The organism is candidate division WOR-3 bacterium (genome assembly GCA_039802005.1).
Taxonomy (GTDB): domain Bacteria; phylum Hydrothermota; class Tepidihabitantia; order SM23-42; family JAOAFX01; genus JAOAFX01.
The window spans coordinates 64,942-87,107 of the sequence record JBDRVV010000004.1 but is presented as its reverse complement, the minus strand read 5'-3'; the positions used below and the strand labels follow the sequence as shown (position 1 = coordinate 87,107).

At 37.6% G+C, this 22,166-nt stretch carries 20 protein-coding genes; 7 read left to right on the top strand and 13 right to left on the bottom strand.

Annotated elements, in window-relative coordinates; genetic code table 11:
• Positions 1–6 precede the first annotated feature (6 nt).
• From accC to ABIL69_02385, 9 genes are all read right to left on the bottom strand, one after another.
• Entirely contained in the window at positions 7–1,356 is a 1,350-nt protein-coding gene (accC, locus tag ABIL69_02425) for an acetyl-CoA carboxylase biotin carboxylase subunit (protein ID MEO0122842.1), read from the bottom strand.
• On the bottom strand, positions 1,356–2,462 hold the full coding sequence (locus ABIL69_02420; GenBank protein MEO0122841.1) for a PilT/PilU family type 4a pilus ATPase: 1,107 nt from the start codon (positions 2,460–2,462) through the stop codon (positions 1,356–1,358). Before ABIL69_02420 ends, accC begins: the two co-directional genes overlap by 1 nt.
• Before the next feature lie 50 nt (positions 2,463–2,512).
• On the bottom strand, positions 2,513–2,983 hold the full coding sequence (accB, locus tag ABIL69_02415; GenBank protein ID MEO0122840.1) for an acetyl-CoA carboxylase biotin carboxyl carrier protein: 471 nt from the start codon (positions 2,981–2,983) through the stop codon (positions 2,513–2,515).
• Positions 2,984–2,987: 4 nt separating this feature from the next.
• Entirely contained in the window at positions 2,988–4,310 is a 1,323-nt protein-coding gene (locus tag ABIL69_02410) for a tetratricopeptide repeat protein (protein MEO0122839.1), read from the bottom strand.
• Between the two features lie 51 nt (positions 4,311–4,361).
• Complete coding sequence (locus ABIL69_02405) at positions 4,362–5,339, bottom strand: DUF4837 family protein (GenBank protein MEO0122838.1); 978 nt, start codon at positions 5,337–5,339, stop codon at positions 4,362–4,364.
• Positions 5,340–5,646: 307 nt separating this feature from the next.
• On the bottom strand, positions 5,647–6,777 hold the full coding sequence (locus ABIL69_02400) for a DUF763 domain-containing protein (protein MEO0122837.1): 1,131 nt from the start codon (positions 6,775–6,777) through the stop codon (positions 5,647–5,649).
• A gap of 103 nt (positions 6,778–6,880) precedes the next feature.
• Positions 6,881–7,237 (bottom strand): hypothetical protein, encoded by a 357-nt coding sequence (locus tag ABIL69_02395; GenBank protein MEO0122836.1) that lies wholly within the window; start codon positions 7,235–7,237, stop codon positions 6,881–6,883.
• Positions 7,238–7,240: 3 nt separating this feature from the next.
• Positions 7,241–7,942 (bottom strand): DUF72 domain-containing protein, encoded by a 702-nt coding sequence (locus ABIL69_02390; GenBank protein ID MEO0122835.1) that lies wholly within the window; start codon positions 7,940–7,942, stop codon positions 7,241–7,243.
• A 4-nt stretch (positions 7,943–7,946) separates the two neighbouring features.
• Positions 7,947–8,405, bottom strand: coding sequence for a DUF488 domain-containing protein (locus tag ABIL69_02385; GenBank protein MEO0122834.1), 459 nt, complete (start codon positions 8,403–8,405; stop codon positions 7,947–7,949).
• A 108-nt stretch (positions 8,406–8,513) separates the two neighbouring features.
• Here ABIL69_02385 and ABIL69_02380 point away from each other — a divergent pair, with 108 nt between their 5' ends.
• Entirely contained in the window at positions 8,514–8,942 is a 429-nt protein-coding gene (locus ABIL69_02380) for a hypothetical protein (protein ID MEO0122833.1), read from the top strand.
• The gene (locus tag ABIL69_02375) at positions 8,939–10,369 is read left to right on the top strand and encodes a hypothetical protein (protein MEO0122832.1); all 1,431 of its coding nucleotides are present in this window, start codon (positions 8,939–8,941) and stop codon (positions 10,367–10,369) included. The genes ABIL69_02380 and ABIL69_02375 overlap by 4 nt, the downstream gene beginning before the upstream one ends.
• A gap of 90 nt (positions 10,370–10,459) precedes the next feature.
• Here ABIL69_02375 and ABIL69_02370 read toward each other — a convergent pair whose 3' ends face one another.
• The 4 genes from ABIL69_02370 to ABIL69_02355 all read right to left on the bottom strand — a co-directional run bounded on the left by ABIL69_02370 (position 10,460) and on the right by ABIL69_02355 (position 15,585).
• Complete coding sequence (locus ABIL69_02370) at positions 10,460–11,788, bottom strand: hypothetical protein (GenBank protein MEO0122831.1); 1,329 nt, start codon at positions 11,786–11,788, stop codon at positions 10,460–10,462.
• Between the two features lie 117 nt (positions 11,789–11,905).
• Positions 11,906–12,655, bottom strand: coding sequence for an outer membrane lipoprotein-sorting protein (locus tag ABIL69_02365; protein ID MEO0122830.1), 750 nt, complete (start codon positions 12,653–12,655; stop codon positions 11,906–11,908).
• Positions 12,652–14,880, bottom strand: coding sequence for an MMPL family transporter (locus ABIL69_02360; protein MEO0122829.1), 2,229 nt, complete (start codon positions 14,878–14,880; stop codon positions 12,652–12,654). Before ABIL69_02360 ends, ABIL69_02365 begins: the two co-directional genes overlap by 4 nt.
• A 69-nt stretch (positions 14,881–14,949) precedes the next feature.
• Positions 14,950–15,585: a TetR/AcrR family transcriptional regulator gene (locus ABIL69_02355; protein ID MEO0122828.1), complete on the bottom strand. Its 636-nt coding sequence runs from the start codon at positions 15,583–15,585 to the stop codon at positions 14,950–14,952.
• A gap of 78 nt (positions 15,586–15,663) precedes the next feature.
• On the opposite strand from ABIL69_02355, the gene ABIL69_02350 reads away from it, so the two are divergent.
• The 5 genes from ABIL69_02350 to ABIL69_02330 all read left to right on the top strand — a co-directional run bounded on the left by ABIL69_02350 (position 15,664) and on the right by ABIL69_02330 (position 22,153).
• Positions 15,664–17,079: a FlgD immunoglobulin-like domain containing protein gene (locus ABIL69_02350; protein ID MEO0122827.1), complete on the top strand. Its 1,416-nt coding sequence runs from the start codon at positions 15,664–15,666 to the stop codon at positions 17,077–17,079.
• Between the two features lie 199 nt (positions 17,080–17,278).
• Positions 17,279–18,487 carry a class II glutamine amidotransferase gene (locus ABIL69_02345; GenBank protein MEO0122826.1) on the top strand — a complete coding sequence of 403 codons (1,209 nt, stop codon included), beginning with the start codon at positions 17,279–17,281 and terminating at the stop codon, positions 18,485–18,487.
• 61 nt (positions 18,488–18,548) lie between these two features.
• On the top strand, positions 18,549–19,817 hold the full coding sequence (gene purB / locus ABIL69_02340; protein ID MEO0122825.1) for an adenylosuccinate lyase: 1,269 nt from the start codon (positions 18,549–18,551) through the stop codon (positions 19,815–19,817).
• 36 nt (positions 19,818–19,853) lie between these two features.
• On the top strand, positions 19,854–21,041 hold the full coding sequence (locus ABIL69_02335) for a pyridoxal phosphate-dependent aminotransferase family protein (GenBank protein MEO0122824.1): 1,188 nt from the start codon (positions 19,854–19,856) through the stop codon (positions 21,039–21,041).
• Complete coding sequence (locus ABIL69_02330; GenBank protein ID MEO0122823.1) at positions 21,038–22,153, top strand: hypothetical protein; 1,116 nt, start codon at positions 21,038–21,040, stop codon at positions 22,151–22,153. Before ABIL69_02335 ends, ABIL69_02330 begins: the two co-directional genes overlap by 4 nt.
• Positions 22,154–22,166: the final 13 nt, after the last annotated feature.

Genomic DNA, 22,166 nt, shown 5'->3' with positions numbered 1-22,166 from the left:
TTACTATTACTTAAGCCCAAAATTTTCTTCAATGAATTTAGTTGAAATATCACCCTCAATAAATTTTTCGTTATTCATAACTTCAATATGAAATGGAATTGTTGTAGAAATTCCTTCTATTACAAGTTCTTCGAGTGCCCGCTTCATCCGGGCAATCGCTTCTTTCCTTGAATTCCCATGGCAGATGAGCTTTCCAATCAATGAATCATAATGTGGGGGTATAGTATAACCAGCGAAAATATGTGTATCAAAACGAACGCCAATTCCCTGAGGGATATGGAAGAATGTTATTTTTCCGGGTGAGGGCGCAAAATTCCTTTTCGGGTCTTCCGCATTTATCCTGCATTCAATGGCACTTCCTCTTAATTTAACATCATCTTGTCTGAAAGAAATTGTTTCTCCAAGGGCAATCTTTATCTGTTCTTTTAATATGTCAATTCCAGTAACCATTTCTGTAACCGGATGTTCAACCTGTATCCTCGTATTCATTTCCATAAAGTAAAAATTTTTATTTTCGTCCATAAGAAATTCAATCGTGCCTGCTGATTGATAACCAATTCCAACGGCAGCCTTTACCGCAGTTTCCATTAATGCTTTTCTCAAATTGTCATCAACCGCTGCTGAGGGTGATTCTTCAACTAACTTCTGATGCCGTCTCTGGATTGAACATTCCCTTTCTCCCAAAGCGACAACATTGCCTTTGGTATCTCCAAGAATTTGAACTTCAATATGCCTTGGTCTTTCAATGTATTTTTCAATATATAGCCTTGGGTCGCCAAACGCTGCTTTTGCCTCGGCCTGGGCGATTCTAAATCCGGATTCCATTTCATTTTCATCTCTGACTATTCTCATTCCCTTCCCGCCCCCACCGGCCGCAGCCTTCAGAATTATGGGGTATCCTATCCTTGAGGCAATCTTCTTCCCATCACGAATATTTTCAACCTCTCCGTCGCTGCCTGGAATTCCCGAGGCGCCGAATTTCGCAAATGTTTCTTTAGCCCTTATCTTATCACCCATTGCCCTAATGTGCTCGGGTTTAGGACCTATGAATGTAATCCCGCAGGATTCACATATTTCAGCGAATTCTGCATTTTCAGCGAGAAATCCGTAGCCGGGATGTATTGCCCTTGCCCCGGTTATTTCTGCAGCACTGATGATTCTTGTTATATTGAGATAACTGTCTCGCGCTGGTGCCGGACCTATACAAACAGCTTCATCTGCCAGACGCGTATGGAGTGCATCAGCATCGGCTTCTGAATATATCGCTACAGTTTTTAAATTGAGTTCTTTTGCCGCACGAATTATCCTTATGGCGATTTCGCCACGATTGGCGACAAGGAGTTTTTCAAATCCCACTACTTTTTCTCAAAAGAACCCCAGCCACGTTCTGCAGTGGCTTCAATACCAACAAGCCTCAGTTTGAATTCATCGGGGTTGGAGACTGCTTGAATTGCATCATCATAAGATATCAGTCCATCCTTGTAGAGGCGGAATATAGATTGATCAAATGTCTGCATACCGTATTGTCCATAGCCTTCTTCAATCACCGACTGTATCAATAATGTTTTTACTGGATCGAGTAGATATTCTTTAATGGTTGGTGTCGCCACAAGAATTTCAACGGCAGGAATTCTCCCTTTACCATCCGCCCTCGGTAATAGCCTCAAAGATACTACTCCAACAAGGGTGGCAGCAAGTAAAACTCTTATGTGCTGATGCTGGTGTGGTGGATAAAACGATATGATACGGTTGATTGTTTCGGTTGCATTCAATGTGTGGAGTGTAGACATAACCAGATGTCCGGTATCCGCAGCCTTCAGTGCCACATCCATAGTTTCTCGGTCTCTGATTTCCCCGATTAATATAACATCAGGATCCTGACGCAAGATATGGCGAAGTGCAATAGAAAATGATATGGTATCCATCAAAACTTCACGCTGATTGATCACTGAAAGATTATCGCGGAATAGATATTCAATCGGGTCTTCAATTGTTATGATGTGTTTTGATATATTTTCGTTTATGTGTTCTATCATTGCCGCGAGGGTTGTTGATTTGCCACTGCCGGTTGTCCCGGTGACAAGAATCAACCCCCTGGGTTTTAGAGAAATTTCTTTTAGGATTGGTGGTAGATTTAATTCATCGATCCTTTTTACCGACATCGGTATCGCCCGCATTGCAATCGCAATGCTACCACGCTGTAAGAATATATTGACACGAAAGCGCCCTACACCACGAACCCCAATTGCAAAATCCATCTCTTTCATTCTTTCAAAGGTCTGTTGCTGGGAAGGGGTCATTATCTGATATGCCATTGTCTTTAGAACTTCCGGAGTTAAAGACTCAGACTTTTCTATCACAAGTCTACCATCAATTCTAAAAACCGGGGGTGCCCCAGCCTTAAGGTGAAGGTCTGAGGCATTTACTTTCATCATTTTTTCAAGTAAAGTTTTAAGCTCCATATTTTTCTCTTTTTAATTATTTAATTTCAACCAATAACCATTTAACCAGTTCATAGTGGTTCAACCAGAAATAATTCCTGATTATATTCAACTGGTTCTTCGTTCTTGACTAGTATCTGCACAATCTTTCCTGCAACATCAGATTCAATCTCATTCATCAGTTTCATCGCTTCAACTATGCAGACGACCTGACCGGGTTTAACTATATCGCCAACCTCAACATAAGGGGGTGCATCAGGAGCGGGTGCACGATAAAATGTTCCGACAATCGGTGAACGGATTGCTACAAGATTCTTTTTTTGTATCTCTTTTTTCTCGGGTTCTTTTGTTGTAGATACTAATGGAGTAGGTTGTTCTTTTGTTTCTGGAACAACTACACTTGTTTCAATAAATTTCCCTTTCCGAGTACCATCAGCCTTTGATAACTTAAGTTTTCTACCCCAAAAGTCTGTTAGTTCAATCTCGGTAAGGGGACTTTCTTCTAATATTTTTACGAGTTCTTTTATCTTTTTGATATTCATAATTTTATTTCAAAAGGCTTGAAAGCCAATCCTGGAACGATTTGAAATCTTCTTCTTTTGGTTTGGGGGGTTCCTCTTTTTTCTTTTCTTCTTCGGATTGGGTTGGTTGTGATTCAACGGGTTTTTCTTCCGCCGTTTTTAAAGGTTCTTTCGGTTCTTCAATTTTTTCCGGGGGCCTTTCAATTACTATTTCTCTTACTGGTTCGGGTTCTTGTTTTATTTCCTGTTCAACCGGACTTATAAGTAAATCCTGGATTGATTGAGTCTCTTCTGTTTCAGCTTTACTTGGTTTTTCCACTAACGGCGTCTCAGGTTCTTCTATTTTAAATTGCTCACCGAACGTTTCACTAACTGGTGTTTTTTCAGGTTCTTTAACTGAGATATCGGGGTGGATTTCTTCTTCAATGACCGGTGCGGGTTTTGTTTCGGGCACCTGTTCAACCGGTTCAGCAAGGAATTCCTCAAGTGAGAGGACTTCTTCGGTGTCTTCTATTTTTTCCATTTCTTTCTTTTCAATAACAGGTTCAGGTTTTGCTTCTTCTATGACAGGTTGTTCTTGCGTAATCACTGGTTTTATTTCTTCTATCACCGGGGGAGGTGTTTTATCAAGATCAATGATATGTTCCCCTAATTGGGGTTCAGGGACTTGTGGCATTTCTACCTCGGGTGTAGTAGCGATATCTTCGGGCTGAAAATAACTCTCTAATTTCATTTCAGCAACTTTTGTTTCTTCGTCCTTTTTTATTTCCTGAACAACCCCAGAAATTTTATTTTTCAACTCGTTTACCTTATGTTTAATAGCGAGGTCTGTAGGGTCCATAAAACTTAAGTGTTCATAAACTTTTAATGCCTCTTCCAGGTTGCCTTGTTTCTCGTATTCCTGGGCAAGAGTTAGTGTGTAGATCTCTCCCTTTCTCTGCCCTGCCTCAAGTTGAGTAAGTTTGTTTTTTGCCAATTCATCGCTCGGGTCAATTGAGACAATTCCTTTATAGGCTTTTATCTGGCAGGCTTCATCTTTTAAATTTTCGCATACCTGGGCGAGCATCCGCAGCGCCACTATATTAACTGGGTCAAATTCAATAGTTTTTTCCAATGCCTCCCTCGCCTGACCATACATCCTTTTATCAAAATAGCACTTACCTAAAATTAGATAGGCAAGCGGATACTGCGGATGATGCTGAAGACCTTGCTTCAGAACCTCTAAAGCCTCATCAACCATATTATTTTTCCTATAGGCATCAGCAAGTTGCACAAAAATCCGTGATTTAGGGTCCTTGTTATATCGTTCTGCCAATCGGGCAATTTCAGTAAAATCTTGTTCGGCCATTTATGCCTCCAACACTATATTTTAATCAAATAATAAAGATTGTCAAGTGAATTATTTTGCATACCCTACTCTTTTTGCTGAATTCATCATTACCTCGAGTCCCATTATATAATCAGTTTTCCGCTCACCGGGTAGAAATAGCATTCCATCAATAGCATATAACGAATCATTTTTGGTCAGAAAATAGGAAATAAAAGGTCCACCCGCTACAAGCGAATCATTCTGCCAGACGCCTTTTATCCTCAATCCTTTCATATCTTGAAATTCAATTGGTTCAACTGTTGTCAGCTCTTTGAAAACATAATCCCCATTATAAAATTTTTTTGTGAGTTCATTTCTTTTCTCGATTGCAAATGAATCACTTAAAAATGTGCTTTTCTCTTTATACAGAAATACGCTACGGTCAGGATAATGGGTATGGACATAGATAAAATTTTCGCTCTTATATGTAGAATCAATCATCCAGCCAACAGGCACATCCATTGACCACCCAAATTTAATTAACTGATTTTGAATATTCTTATCCATATTTTTTTCATAAAATGATGACTTTACTTTCTGGTAATACGCCTCTTCAAGAATTTTTTTAATCATTTTCTGATATTTAATGATCCCCTGCTTGATATATTGATTTTCAGATACAGCAAGTATCAAAACGGTTTGATTTTTTGCCCAGAGGTTGTTAACTTTGAAAAGATTGAATGTATCTTTTTTTGTCGCCTCACGGGCTTCTTCATTCAGCAATTCATATATGAATTGCTCTTTTAACGAACCATATAAGAAGAGCGAATGGAATTGTTTTACATTTTTTAGCATTGTGTCAGATGCATAGACAAAAATAAAATATGGTTCACGCTGGGGGACATAATGATAAATTTGAAGATTTGTATTAATCAGTGTGGTATCTGATTCAGAGGCAACAATTACTACATCTCTTGCCTTACCTACACTTTCGGGAAATCTGCGACAATAAAAAAATATTAGTGTTGCAAGAATGATTATTAAAGTTAATTTGGTTGAAACTTTCACCACAAATTATATAAATTTAATTAAAAAAGTCAACAGGTTAACTTGCTGACTATCCTCTCCACATTTTTCAATATGAAGAGATCGTTCCTGAATTTTTTCTTAACTATCAGAAGTTTTGGTTTCTCATTCAATAATCCCCCATTATCCCCCTTTACGAAAGGGGGAAAGAGGGGGATTGGAACTTATATATGGGCTAATACGTGCTATAATAGATTGCGGAAAAAGAAGCGCATATTGACATTTAGTATGAGAACTTAAAATTTCCAGAAAAGGGAAAGCAATAAGGATTCAGGTTAACTTGTCTAAGCTAATAAATGAATTTTAACTTTCGGAGTGCTTTCAACCGTTCGGTTTCACCAATTTTTGCATGTGTTATCGCCGATTCAAGAAAACTGATTGATTGGTTATATGTTTCGCGGTCAACCGGATAAGGAAATCCGTCCTTCCCGCCATGGGCAAATGAATATCGTGCCGGGTCGCGAAACGAGGGTTTTGCACCATATATCAATTCACCGATTAGGGCAAGTGCCCGCAAGGTCTTAGGACCTATGCCTTCAACCTGGAGAAGGTTTTCAAAATCTTTTGGTGAAGATTCGTATGTCTTTAGTAATACTTTGTAAAAATATTTGGGATTTATATCAATTTTTAATACCGGATGCCTGGTGGGCATCTTCAAAATTGTTTCAGTCTCTTTTAGAATCTTTTCTGGTTTCTCTTTTGAAATTTCAGTCACAATTCTTCTTGATTCTTCGCTCTCTTCTGCGACCATATTAAGGCAGGGTTGAGTCATATCGCAGCATACTGCATTATGCGGTTCACAGACAAAGGAATTTAATTTTAAAGAAAGCCAGTGGTACCGACGTGCAGTTCCTTTTTTTATATTTCCTCGCCCCCAGCGGGAGAAGGCCTGCTCCGTATTTGATGCGGGGGTAAGGGTTAGGGGAACTACATTCATCCCCTGCTGGATAACTGCCCAATTTAAATCTTTCGTGAAAATAAACATATGATGATACAAATTATACCCATCCTGGACACAGGTATTATCAATCTTTGCGGAGAGTTTTGAAGCGTATATCAAATTCTTTGGGTCTTTGCCAATTTTTTCAGCAATCTTCTCAATCTCCTTTGGTGTCTTTCTTGATGTGCCACCTTTACCGCCACAAAAGAATAAGCCGAGTGCAAAGGCAATATCCTTTGTTCCTTCTTTCATTGCACCACAGACAGTTGTAGTAACACCTGATGAATGCCAGTCAAATCCCAAGACCGAGCCGAATGCCTGAAACCAGTAAGGATCAGAAATGCGTTTTAAAAATTCGTCTGGTCCGTATTCGGCAACAATTACTTCTATGATTGCCCTTGAGAGTTTGACCATTTTTTCAAAAAGCCATCTCGGTGCCCTGCCATAATGCAATGGTAAATCTGCAATCCCGGTCCGCATAGTGATTAGATTGTAAAAAAAAATATTAGTAAGTCAATAGAATTGTGCAGAGTAAACTCTGTCACTACATTATGCAATAGTAATCAGAACCATCTCTAAAAAATCAATCTGTTTCTTCTGATTTAGGAGTGAAAGCAATCTCCTTAAGAATTTCTTTTACTTTTACAACATAGTCTTTTCTCACCATTAATCTTATTGGTTCAACGAGTGGTTGGACGACCTGAAAATTTTCACCAATAAAATAGTATTCCATTTCAGTTTCTGCCAAAATGGATTTTACAAACATAACTTCGGCAGGATTGAAACTTATCCAGACCTCCTCATAATTAATTTTTTCTTTATCTTGTTTATTATTTTTATCGACCTTTTCTTCGGGTAATTTATCAACAAGTTCCACATTACAATCTACACATCCGGTTATGCCCGGTCTGTATTCTGCCTTACATATTGGACAGAACATAAATCACCTCCTTATCTCAAAAAATCTATGTGCATCTTCAAACATTGAAATATTATTGAACATCACGTAGCCATCCCTGTTTTTTGTTTTTTTTGCCAGATTTTTTAATTCTTCATCAGTGAATTTGTGTTTGTAGTCCTTCCCACCGTGTAGCCGATAATAAAAGATTTTGCCATAAGTTGATTCTCTTAAGAACGGATCAACCACATCAACCAAATCAAGTTTTTCACAAATATTTTTGATTTCATTTGGTTGCCATTTTCCCCTTGATTCCCAGCCAAAGAGCAAATTTCCTCGGTCAATTTTATCAAAGAATTTTTCCATATTTTTTATATTCTCTTTTCTCGGTTCAAAACTGGGCGGTGATTGAAAGATTATAACCCTTGTCTTAAGAATTTCGGCATATTCGGTAAGTACCTTAAAACATTCAAGGACATCCTTTGTCGGCTTGAAATTGCCCAGGTTTTCTAATTTCAGATTTTCTGTGTGTCTCGCGCGCTTATAAGTAGGTGAATTTGCAGAATGTGTTATAAATTGAAATGCCTTCAAGACGAATTCAAAATCTTTTGGTGCTTCAGCACGCCATTTTTCTAAGGTCTTAGGGTTGACAAAATCATAGAATGTTGATTGGACTTCAACAACTGAAAATTTCTTGTAGTATCTTTCTCTTGCAACAGGAAATCCACAACAACCGATTCGTATCATATAATTATTCACCCTCTCTTTTCAAGGAAGAATGTAAGAATTTTTGCTGCCAGCTATGTTTCTCATCAATTATATGGATAACCTCATAACCTATCTCCATCAATTTTTTTGCAATAAATCTTCTATGGCATTTCCAGGGTAGCGTTTCAGCGCAGATGATACAGATGGTTTTATCATATGAGATCTTAACTATTTCATCAATGCCTCTTGTAAATTCATCTGTTTTCATATATCCCTCATATCCACCTTTACGAAATCCGCCAAGTTCGTTGCCGAAGTATAAATATACAATGCCTTCTTCGTTACAAATCCGCTCAAGATGTTTCTTTTTAAATTCTTCAAATTTACTGGTGGGGAATCTTCTCACATCAACTATTATGTCAATATTTTTGTTCTTAATTATCTTGAAAAAATTTTTTATACCGCGAGTGCCCGTACCAAGTGTATAAATAATTCTGGACATTGTATAAAATTATAATTATCTAAATGGCAAGGTCAAGGGTATTTTTTATGAATATTAATTATTGACTTTTTTTGATATTTAACTACAATTTATGAGTAAGGAGGTGTTATGTCATTTTTCTTGCTTTGTCTTTTCTCGTATGATACAATATTAAACTGCCCGCTACCAGAAGTAACCAATACTTTGCAAAAAGTTATCACTGAGTCGGGATATGAAATAGATTATAAAGATGAGAACAATATTGTTACCGCAATTACCGAATTTAATATCAAATCTCTTTCGCAGTATATCGTCGAAGAATTCCCAGACGATAATCCCGGCTGGACCCAAGCAAGAGTACAGATATTCATAAGACTAAATTCAATTGATGCTGAAAATACCAAAATTGAAATTAATGCAGGGTTTGAACGATTTGGAACACCCTCAGCATTACTATTAATTCCGCCCCACTGGCGTAGTGCACAATCAAATGGAAACCTGGAAAAAGAATTAATTGATAAAATCAATGCAATCTTATCAACCCGGGAGGAAAAATGAGATCCATTATTTTGCTTTTATTATGCGGAGCGGCCTTTGCAAATCCACCATGGATACCGAATATAAAGGTAAGCCAGGACCCGGGCACAGGCAATCAAAATGAAACGACCATGGCAAACTATCAGGATACATTATTCTGCGGGGGTTGGAATGATAATCGCACGGGTACATATCATGTGGGTTTTGCCCGTTCTACCAATAGCGGCACAACTTGGGCTGAGACTTTAATGTATGAACCAACCTATCCTGGGGATTGCGATCCTTGCATTGTGGTAAATGATTCAGGGCATATCTGTTATGTCTGGCTATCCTACAATGCATCAAACTATACCGGTGATATTTTTCTGACTAAATCCCGTGATTGGGGTAAGACTTGGGGAACATCGCTTTGTTTAACACCAAACACACCCAATACCCTTGATGATAAACCCTGGGCAACAGTTGATGGGAATTATATGTTTTTGACTTGGTATGATTATGGTGGAACCGGGGCATTGAGATTCAAATATTCTACTGATTACGGACAGACCTGGTCTACCGCGGTTTCAATTGGCTCTGGAGGTAACGGAACTATGGCTTTCCGTGGGACCGGGCAGAATTTATTCGTTGGCTGGGGAATGCAGGACATCCGTTTGAACAGATCAACTAATTTAGGTGCTACCTGGCTCGGACAGCAAACGATTATAACCTGCCCTTGGAGTCCTCCTACTACACCTTATCGTCTAAACAATATACCTTCATTTGCGACGAGCAGGGATAGAACACGTTTATATGTTGTCTTTGCTGATTCACGCTGGGGTAGTAATCAACTGGATGTTAGTTTTTCGCGTTCAACAGACCAGGGTGTTAACTGGTCAACACCGGTCAAGATAAATGATACACCTGCGGGTGATACTACCTTGCAATTCTATCCTTGGATTGCAGTTGACCCGAATGACAATCTCCATGTTGTCTGGCATGATACCAGAGGCCGGAGTAGATACTGGATTGGTCAGTACTATGCATACTCAACAAATTATGGAACTACCTGGAGTGTCAATCAAAGGGTGTCGGATACCGTGGCATACGCCAATACATTTATTGGTGACTACACTGCTTGTACTGCAGGAAGTCAGTATATTGCTGCACTCTGGTGTGATTGTCGCAATGGGCAAACTAATCCCGATATCTATTTCTCACGGTGTCTGAATCAAATCGGAGTCGAAGAATTTGCGAAAAACAAACCAGTCCAATCTGATTTGCAATTATTATTTTCAAATCCATTTACTAAACAGTCAAAAATAATTTATCATCCTGCGGATGCACAATTGTCAATCTACCGCATAGATGGGCAGAAAGTCTCATCGCTAACAGTCCCCGGTGTCTATTTTGTTCAATTGAAAAAGGATAGTCACATAATTACCAAGAAACTGGTAAAAATTGAATAATTTACTACATTAAAGCAAGGGCGAACCTTTACAGGCTTGCCCTACATTTCCGTAAATAAGATAAATATTTACCCTTAACTGTCTAGCTAATTAGAAGCTGTATCTTGCCTTCAATACAAACTCGTCATTCTGTTTCAATCTGCCAAAGTTTGTTATCTCTTTTCCATCAATCACCCGCGCCCCAAGAATTAGCTCACAGTTTTCAACTGGTTTATAAGAAATTTCAGGGGCATAAACAAATGCATAATTGTTCTTGAAATCAGAAAAATCCTTAATTTCAAAGCCACCAGCCAGCGGCATCAGTTTCAATTTATCTTCAAATAATTTCCATTCCAAACCGAGTAATATGTAATCTTCAATTTCTTTGCCACGCTCTTGGAAAAATCCATGAACATACTGCAGGTTAATATAAATGCCATTTTTGAATGTATAATCACTACCGAGCACGAATTTCGCATATGGTTTTTTATCAAGAATCAAAGAATCCAGCACACCCATTCCCAGTTGTGATAAATCAATCTCGTAATGAATACTCTCGGGCAAGAATAATGCGCCTTCTGCCCATATTCCAATATCACCAATTGCACCGGCAAAATCCATGCCAAATATCTGCATTTTAGGAAAGGCAAGTTCGTTGTAGATATTAACATTACCGAGCATATCCACTGGGATAATTGTGGTATTTTTTAAGATTGGAATGCCATCTCTTCCATAGACATAACTCATTGAGAAGTCAAAGTTAAAGAGATTCTTTTTTACCCGCAATCCTTGTATTGAATTCTTTATATTGTAATCGGGCATAGAAATTGAGTTAGTAATTTGTGCAGGATTGATACCCGGTGGAAGTGTGATATTAGAATAATTTGTGTATAATGCATTCTGCGGTAATAATGCCGGTGTGAATCGCGGAATAAAGATATAAGAGAGGTTAAAATCTTTAATATAGCCTTCAATCTTAATTCCGTTTGACCCAAGATGTCTGCCAAAATCCCAGATATCTTCAAGGTCAAGGGGATTCAGGTTATCGGTGGGATTTATCTTGTCTGCAGTTCCCCAGGCAATCCGCTGTCGTCCAATCCGCATATCAATATTTTCCACAGGAAATTTTAGAATATCAATGTATGCCTCGCGAATATCAATTTCAAATGGTGTAATCCTGTCCTTTGTAAAAAGGTCATCAAGATTTTCTATTTCGGGCAGACCGGATGAACGAAGCCAGATTTCGCTGGAGAATTTGATATTATCATAGATGCTCTGCTGGGGATTTAGAGTTAGTCTGTATTCTTCAAAAGACAGTGGTGCGTATTCTTTTATCAGAAATCTATGGTCTGTGGAAAAATATCCAGACCAATCAAGACCGAAGACAAGGTTTAATGCAAAAAATATTATAATTATTTTATTTATTTTTTGTAATTTCATTTTGACCTCCTTGGATTTCTCAGTTAATCTCTCCGCCTGTGGGAGAGAACCTGTCCCGAATCCTGGCGTGGCGCCAGGATAGGCTTGTTTCGGGGGGTAAAGGAGAGGATAATTTTTTTACTGGGCAAGATTTCGCTCCGTGAAGATATCATCTTTTAAGCCGGTATCAACCTTTATCTCTTCCATTACCATTTCGGTTCTATTGCCACTGCGTATGTCCTGCATAAGATAGTTCTTGGGTATGATATATCCTTTTATTATTTCTGTTTTCAGGATTTCCATTTTTTTTATCATCTCGCCTTTTTTGTTGAAAAATTCGGATTTCACTGGAAAGTAATCATCCTTTCGCACATACAGATTTACCCGCGCATATTCGGAGATATGACCAGGTTTGGGACTGAGCTCAAGTAAGTAAAATACCCCATCATTCTTTAAACCTTCTGGTTGCCACTTCTCAGAATATTTCTTAGCCTCAAGGTCTTCGTAGGTGAAATCTGTGCCCACAAATTTCTGATTTTTCACATGGGCGGCGATGCGTCTGGTCTTTTTATAGGCAGGAAGATAGACATAGATCACATCATCGGGTAAAGAAAGAAATCCAATTCCTTTCTGATCTGCAGGTGCCAAGACCTTTACCAACCTTTTATTATCACCTTTCTGGTACATCTGGACTTCCCGATTTTTCACATCACCATTTTTATTTATGATATTTATTTTCATCAGTGCTGAAAGGTCTTTGGGTGCCATGAGGACTTCATCAACTTTCTTTAAAACCCCATTGGCATTCAAAGATTCCTCAGCCGCTATTGTTTGAGTTGCAGCCAGCAGAACAAAGAATATGCTGGTTATTTTTATGTATTTTTTCATTTTGTTCTCCTTGTTTTGTTTTCTTTTGTTTTTAAAATAACTGCGGGCAAAAGAACGGTTGCGCCCAAACCAGTGCTTAGCATTGTTATTCCCAGCAAGATACCGAATCTTATCACCGGTACAAGATTAGAAAAGATTAAAACTAAAAAGCCTAACATTACCGTGAATACATTTACTACAATTGCGCTACCAGTATATTTTATTGAAGTAAGCAATGCCTTTTCAGGATTATTTTGCTTACGCTCGTAAGAATAACGGTTGAGAAAATGTATTGAGTAATCAATACCTATTCCCACGCAGATACTTCCTAAAAGCACAGTTGCAACATCAAGCGGAATCTTTAAAAATCCCATTGTTCCAAAGAGAATAGATAATCCGAAAAAGATCGGCACTAGTCCTAAAAGACTTGCAGAGAGCGAGTGGGTGAGAAAGAGCAAACAGATAAATATCGCAACAATTGCAATGATAAGACTGATTAACTGACTTTTTAATAGACTCTGGTTCAGATGCTGGTAAACGACTGCAGAGCCAGTGAATTCAAAGTTATAGAGACCGTTATTCTTGGATTTAATGTAGTCCCGAATTTTTTTAATTATTAATTCGCTTTCTTCATTATATGCACCCGCGGTCATTGCCTGGATAATGCCTTCAGTCTTATCATCGTTAATGAGTTGTTCAATCGTTTCTTCACCTTCAAGAAGAAAGTAGAGATTGTTGATTTTTTCTTTTGTATCAGGGATTTTTTTCCCTTCGCCCATTGCATCATTCATTTCTTCAATCAAATCAATTATGGATTGTGGGTGATATACGCCTTTGAGTGTATCAAGAAAATTGTGAAAATCTTTCATTGCCAGGAGGACTTCGGGGTCCTGTAAATCTCCTTTTATTAGAATCTGTATGGGGACTGAACCGCCGAAACTTTCTTCCATTATCTTTTCGGTGATCCGAATGGAACTTTTCTCTTTAAAATAATCAAGAAAATCCACCTTTGTTTTTATTAAAGAAGTACCGAACAAAAATCCTATTCCAATAACTGCTCCCACTATCCAGACAATGTCTTTATGGCGAAGAATCCAATATCCAGTGTGTTCCATTATCCGATTTAAAAAATTCAAATTTTGCCGCTGATTCAATTTCAAATTCTTGCTATTCCCAAGGATTATTGGTATTATAGTTATACTGAGCAAAAATGCAAAAATAATGCCTAAAGATGTGAAAACTCCAAACTGTTGTATCATAATAAGATAAGACCCAAAGATAAAAGATGTGAAACCTATAATGGTCGTGAGGGCTGCAAGAAACACTGGAATAATTACCTTGGATAAAGAATTTTTCGCTCGTATTTGAACATTTTCGTCTTTTTCTTCCATAAATTTACAAATTATATGGATCGCGTAGGCGCTACCAACTGCCATAAGGATCGCAGGTATGATATTGGTGATAATGGTGAGAGGGATTTTTAATAATGCCATAAGTCCTATAGTCCACAGGGCACTCAGACCAACCGAGATCAAAGGCAATACAACATGAAGCAATGAACCAAAACTCAAATAGAGAATTAACAAAATCACCAGTGCCACAAATGGCAAAAGAATTTTTATATCTTTTATTATCATATCGTTTACCGCATTCAACTGGAAAGGCAAACCGGCAAAATAGGTTTTAATATTTTGCAAGTCTGCATTTTTCGTGACCCTTTCAATCGTCTTTGCCACCTTTGATTTGTCCCCATCAATACGACAGATGATAAGAGTCGTCTTGCTATCTTCAGAAATCAATTTATTGCGATAAATTTCTTTACGTAGTGCATATTCTTTAATTTTGTATAAGACCTCCTGATTAGGAATATTATCTTCATCAATCAATTTACCAATCTCCAATCCTTCTTCGGTTTTTTTAATATCAAGGATATTGGTTAAACTCGTTACATAAGTGACACCATCAATCTGACGGAATTGACGGGTGAGATAGTCAATGGCTTTTATGGTTTCAAGTTTAAAAACATCATCCGATTTTATTATAACAATAGCGAGACTATTTCCGCGGTACTTTTCACCGATATAATCAAGAAGTTTAACCGCCGGGTCAGTCTTCGGTAAATAACTGCTCAAATCCGAATTTATTACAATTTTCCTTAAAAAGAATGCGAACAGAAAACTCAATACAGTGATTACAAAAAGAATAATTGCTTGTTTATTAACAATGAATGATGCAATTCTTTTCATTTATGTTCTCCTTTACAGAATTTTTGACCATTTTAGTTTTTTGGTCGAAAATTACTAAAAAAATTTTTGTCATCTTTTCAGAATGCCCCGATAAAGCATTTCCAGCATTGCCTCGGTCTTTTTCTCAAGTTTGTCAATATCTTCTTCGGTTCCCCAGAGATATTCAAATCCTTTAAGAGCGGTTACAAAATATCCGGCTGCCAGTGCTGGGTCCGGAATTGAAAAGATATTTTTTTTGATTCCTTCCCGCAGAATATCAAGAATGAGTTTTGTTTCGTATCGGTCATAATTTTCACGAAAACGCTGGATAAAATCATACTCTTTTAAATATTCCTCGCGGAATGAACTATAAAAACGCGCAATGCGATGGAATACCCGCATTCTTGTAAGGACATAGATTGTAAGTTTCTCACGCGGGTCGGTTGCTGAGGCAAGGGCATTTTTTATCTCGGATTTAACTGCATTTGCTTCTTTTTCAATAACCGCCAGAAAAATTTCTTCTTTATTTTTGAAATAATAATAAACCGAACTTTTGCCCTTGCGTGCAGCACGGGCAATTGAATCAATCGTTGCCTTGCGATATCCAAATCTTGCAAAGATATAGCGGGCAGCATCCACTATTGCATCCCGCATTGCCTTCTTAGAAACCGCCATTGAATCCACCTTTAGATTTTTCGACCAAAATGGTCTTCTATTCGAAAGCATAACCTATTATAATCAAAAACTGAAACCTGTCAAGGGGGAAATTGACAAACAATTGGCAATTAATAAAATATAAATGGTATGTTTTTTATTTTTCTTAACATCTTCATAATGCAAAGTCCTGAGATTAAATGGGGCAGGATTTACGGGGGTGACAATGATGATTATGCCCGTGCCGTTATAGAATGTTCAGATAAAGGATTTATTGCAGTGGGCTCAACAAATTCTTTTGGCAATGGTGGATATGATGTTTATGTTTTTAAAGTTGATTCATTGGGTTATCCGATTTGGACAAAAACTTTCGGTGGTTCACAGGACGATTATGGTTATGCAATCTGTCCGACCGATAATAATAATTATTTGATTCTTGGGACTACATATTCATTCACTCAGGGCATGGGCGATATATTCTTAATCAAAATAAATGAATATGGTGACTCAATCTGGACAGAAACCTATGGAGACTCACTTGAAGAATCTGGTTATTCAATTGTTAAAACTTATGACAATAAATACCTCATTTGTGGAACAACAAATTCATCAGGCGCAGGCAATAACGATGTCTTTTTGATAAAAATAGACTCGACCGGTAATATTATCTGGTTTAAGACCTATGGCGGGAATTTGGATGATTACGCATATTGTGTGAACAGCACATTTGATGATGGCTGTATTATAACGGGCGAAACATACTCTTATGGTAATGGTGGTAGCGATGTTTACACTGTAAAAATAGATTCGCTGGGAGACATTGAATGGACAGGGCTCTATGGTTCTTACCTTGATGAAAAGGGATTCTGTGTTCAACAGACTCAAGATTCTGGATATATTGTTTGTGGAACTGGATATTTTACACTGCTTGGATATGAATGGTGTCTTTTGAGATATAACCAGCGTGGAACATTAATTTGGAGTAGGTTTCAGGGAAGTTTGAATAACGATACTGCATTCTCAGTTCAGGAAGTGGGTCAAAATAATTATGTAATTGGCGGTAACTTCAGTTATGAAATGTATGTGGTAAGAACAGATACTTCTGGGTTGAATCTCTGGATGTTTCTTTACGGTGGTACAGGCACAGATTGTGCTTATTCAGTAAAAAAAACATCGGACAATGGATACATAATTGCTGGCATAACCAATTCCTATGGTGCTGGTGATAATAATGCTTATCTCGTTAAGACATATACTGACCCGGTGGGAGTTAAGGAATTGTGCAAAAAAGCTATATCTCCCATCAAGATAAGAACATTCCCCTCGCCATTCAGGGAAAAACTATATATCAAATTTGCTCCTTCAGAACATTTGGATCTGTCTGATATAAAAATTTATGATATTAACGGAAGATTATTAAAAAAATTAGCACCAAAAAAATCAGGAATTGTGGATTTTATCTGGGATGGTAACGATGAAAACGCAAATGAAGTTCCTCCAGGGATTTATTTTATTTGTGCTGACAATCTTAAAGAAAAGATAATAATATCAGTGATAAAACTATGAGCAAATCAACCAAGCCCCAAAAAATTGTTAAATTCCAAACCCCAAGCACCAAACTCCAAACAATAGCCAAATTTTAATTTTAACGCAGATGACAATGTCCAAAGACCATACCGGCAGTCATGCCCATTAACCAATAGCAAATTTTTGTTTAGAAATTTTACTTTGTTGACATCAAATCTTCTATCAATATAATTCAAATATGGGCCAATGCAAAAATAAGGATATTCCATATTTTACTTTTCTATTTATCATTTTATCCTTTACTATTTCCTGCCGGAAAAATTTGGAACAAAATCATGAGTGCAGGTTCTGGGGTATTATATTGTCTGAAAACACGCCAGCAATTAGTGATATTATCACAACCCACCTTGATTCTTTACGCAAACTCGGAGCAAAAAATCCTGATGGTTGGGGTATTGCTTATTTTATTGAATCCCAAAGCGATACAATCTTACCAGTTATCCGTCGTGGAGAGCCATCTGCACCACTTGACCCCAGATATTCAGAAATGACCAAGGAATTACTCAGAAATGTTAAAAATTCTGCAGTTGCCCATGTGCGTAAGAGTTCCAGCGGACCAACGGGTGGCATTCCTGATCCTCATCCTTTTCGGAGACAATGTATTAAAAGAAATTTTGATATACTCTTTGCCCATAATGGTACAATTAATACGGACATTTTACTAAGATTGATTTCTTCAATCAATCCTCTATATCTTGAGCAAAATCCTCCTGATTATGCTCCAAACTATCTTGATTCTGATTTGTTCGCCATACTAATGATTGAAGTTTTAGATATGAACCCTGATCTTTCAATTGAGGAATGTATTAAGATGGCAGTTATTAAACTCGATTCTGCGCTTGGAACGAGTAATGCGCAATTGAACTTTGTGATGTCTGACGGTAATAAGTTATGGGCATTAAATTTTACAAAATCAGAACCAAGGGCAATAACCGTTTACTATTATCCTGATTCCCTGGTTTCCAATTTCTGGGTCGTTGCTTCCCAACCACTTGATACATCAAGCCAGAGATGGGTTGAAATTCCGAATCGCACAATTGCCTGTTTAAAACCCGGTGAACCTGTCCATTTAATTCCAATATACCAAAAATTTGACCGAGCAGGCAAGGATGCGACAAAAAATTTTATCCTTCAGCCGAATCCGTTCAACAAATCAGTCAATATCAATTACTATGTATCTAAACCCGGAATAGTAAAGATAAATATCTACGATGAATCGGGCAGACTGGTGAGGAGGCTGATGCATGAATTCAAAATCTCTGGAGAATATGTTGTAGCCTGGGATGGCAGGGATGAAGCGAATACTCTCCTGCCAAATGGGATTTATTTCTGTCATATACAGAATGAAAATGAACTAAAGAATTTAAAGATAATTTTTGTCAATTAGACTTCCGCAAGATATCAAAAATTTTTGTTGAAAACAAAAATTTTCTGGGTATAATTAGTCTATGATAAAAAGATATGAAACAGAAGAGATAAGAAAGATATTCAGTGAAGAACATAAAATGGAAGTATGGGTACTTGTTGAGAAGGCAGTCGCAGAGGTCCAGGAAGAACTCAGAATAATTCCAAGGGGATTGGGTAAAAAATTAGAGAGGATAAAGATTGACCCTGAGCGGGTAGAAGAGATAGAGAAGATAACAAACCACGATGTTATTGCATTCCTTGAGGCAGTGAGAGAAAAGATTGGTAAAGAAGAGGGAAGATGGCTCCATTTTGGTATGACTTCTTATGACCTCGTTGATACCGCCTGGGGTTTGATATTGAAAGATGGGCTTAACATTGTACTGAAGGATATAGATAAACTATTAAAAAATTTGAAAAGGCTTGAAGTTAAATATCATAAGACACCGCAAATTGGGAGAACCCATGGGATATACGCTCAACCTATCACATTTGGTTATAAAATAAATTCCTGGTATCAGGAAGTATTGAGGGCAAGAGAGCGGTTATGTCAGGCAAAAAAAGAAATCGCATTCGGTAAATTATCAGGTGCTGTTGGTAGTTATACAATTATTCCACCGGACATTGAAAAGAAGGTTATGAAAAAATTAGACTTGGTGCCGGAACCGGTCTCAACTCAGGTAATACCACGAGACCGGCATGCCTTTCTGCTAACCGCCCTTGTGCTATATGGTTGTGCCATTGAGAGAATAGCCACCGAGATAAGAAATCTTTCACGCTCTGAAATTGGTGAAGTGGCTGAGCCATTTACGAAAGGTCAAAAGGGTTCATCAGCAATGCCTCATAAACAAAATCCAATTACCTGTGAGAGGGTATGTGGTCTTGTAAAGGTCCTCAGGGGTTATTTGATACCAGCGTTTGAAAACATCAATCTCTGGCATGAAAGGGATTTGACCAATTCTTCGGTAGAAAGGGTTATCATTCCTGATGCATTTCATATTGTTCATTATATAACCAAAAAAATTATATGGGTCTTAGAAAATTTAAGGGTCTATCCTGAACGGATGATGGAGAATATCAATAACAGTCTTGGGCTTTATGCATCACAGAATTTGATGAATAGATTGATTGAGAAAGGGATGAATAGAAAGACAGCGTATGATCTGGTTCAGAAACTTTCGTTCAGGTCAATGGAAGAAAAAAGGCATTTAAAGAAGATTGTTGAGGAAGATTGTGAGACAAGAAAATTCCTGAATGCAAAGGACATTGAAAAAATCTTTGAACTGAAGTGGTTTTTGCGAAACATTTTATGATATTGACTTTAGTGAGAAATTCATTATAATAAAAAAATGGATATATTTAAAAAATGCAAAGCCACCGTTGAAGCAGTAAATCGTGCCAAGAGTATAAATATTTATCCTTATTTTACACCAATTGAATCAGCACAGGACCATAGAGTAATGATTAACGGCAGGGAATATATTATGATAGGTTCCAATGGATATCTTGGACTTGCTGCAGATGAAAGATTGAAAAGAGCTGCAATTGAAGCGGTTCAAAAATATGGTTCGACCTGTTCTGGTTCAAGATTTTTAAACGGGACACTTGATATTCATATCAGACTTGAAAAAGAGCTCGCCGATTTTTTTGAAAAAGATGATGGAATTGTATTTTCAACCGGATTTCAAACTAACCTCGGAATAATATCTGCGATTGCGGGTAAAGACGATGTTATTATCATAGATAGGCAGGACCACGCATCCATCATAGATGGTTGTAGACTTTCATTCGCTGAGGTCAAAAAATTTAAACATAATGATATGAATGACCTGGAAAGAATATTGAAATCAATACCCCATAATAAAGGAAAATTGATTGTGGTAGATGGAGTTTTCAGTATGGAGGGCGATGTAATAAATCTACCGGAGATTGTAAAACTGAAGAAAAAATTTAACACGAGGCTGCTTGTAGATGATGCTCATGGCATTGGTGTGATGGGAGAGCACGGGCGTGGTGTATGTGAACACTTCAATTTATTAAATGAAGTTGATATAATCATGGGTACATTCAGTAAATCATTCGCATCACTTGGTGGTTTCGTCGTAGCGGAAAAGGATGTGATAACCCACATTAGACATACTGCCCGCGCACTCATATTTTCGGCAAGTATGACCCCGGCATCAGTTGCCAGTGCGTTAAAATCTCTGGAGATAATAAAGACTGAACCAGAACGCCGGAAAAGACTCTGGGAAGTAACAGAAAGAGTGAGAAAGGGATTTAAAGATATCGGGCTTGATACAGGTGAGAGCATAACCCCGGTTATCCCCGTGATTATCGGTGAAGATGAAAAATGTTTTGCCTTCTGGAAAAGCCTTTTTGAAAATGGTGTATTTGCCAATCCAGTTATTTCTCCTGCCACACCACCGGGCAGGGCACTTATCAGAACAAGTTATATGGCTACGCATACAGACGAAGATATAAATATCGTGCTTGATGTATTTAGACGGTGCGCTAAAGAATTTGGTCTGGTAAAGTGATAAAAGTAGTTCCGGTCAAAGATGAAAAGGAATTAAAGTCTTTTGTAGAGTTGCCGTATCGTTTATACAAAAATAACCGTTACTGGGTTCCACCTTTAAAAAAAGATGTCTACAATATGTTTGATAAGAAAAATTATCCATTCTGGGAGCATGCAGAAAGAGAGATGTTTCTTGTTTATCGCGATAAGGAAGTTGTTGGTAGGGTTTGTGCAATAGTTGATTACAATTTTATTGAATTCTGGAATGAGAAGACTGGATATTTTGGATTCTTTGAGTGCGAAGATGATGTAGAGTCGGCGGTGGCATTATTCAATGCCGTGCGCGAATTTCATAAAGAAAAAGGAATGACTAAATTTGTTGGTCCATTCAATCCTTCGACCAATGAAGAGGTGGGATTTCTCCTTGAAGGCTATTTCTTAGAGCCGATGATTATGATGACATATACATTTGAATATTACCATGAACTCGCCCAAGCCGCAGGACTAACAAAGGCAAAGGATTTATATGCTTTTTATATTGAAGCAAAAAATGCACCATTTGAGAGATTAGAAAAAATGTGCTCGCTTATTCGTAAAAGGGTGAGAGATTTAAAGGTAAGACCGGTTGATATTGATGACTTCTCAAACGAAGTGAAAAAGATTAAAGAAATCTATAACGACGCCTGGAGCAGAAACTGGGGTTTTGTACCAATGACTGATTCCGAATTCTCTCATATTGCCAAGACTCTTAAAGATCTCATTGTCCCCGAATTGGTTATAATTGTTGAAATTGATAATGTTCCGGTCGGTGTTTCTCTAACTGTACCAAATTATAACTTTATTCTAAAAAAACTAAATGGTAAATTAGACCTCCTTGGAATGATAAAATTTCTCTATTACAAAAATAAAATTAAGGAGGCTCGATTGATGATAATGGGGGTTAAAAAAGATTATCAAAAATTGGGCCTTGAAGGATTGATGGTCCTTGAAACTTTGAAGGCCGGAATGAAACTCGGATACAATAGTGGAGAATTGAGCTGGACCCTTGAGGATAATTACCCAGTAAATAATACAATTTTAAAAATGGGTGGTAGGTTATATAAAAAATATAGAATATATCAAGGCACTTTATAGAATCCACCTATTT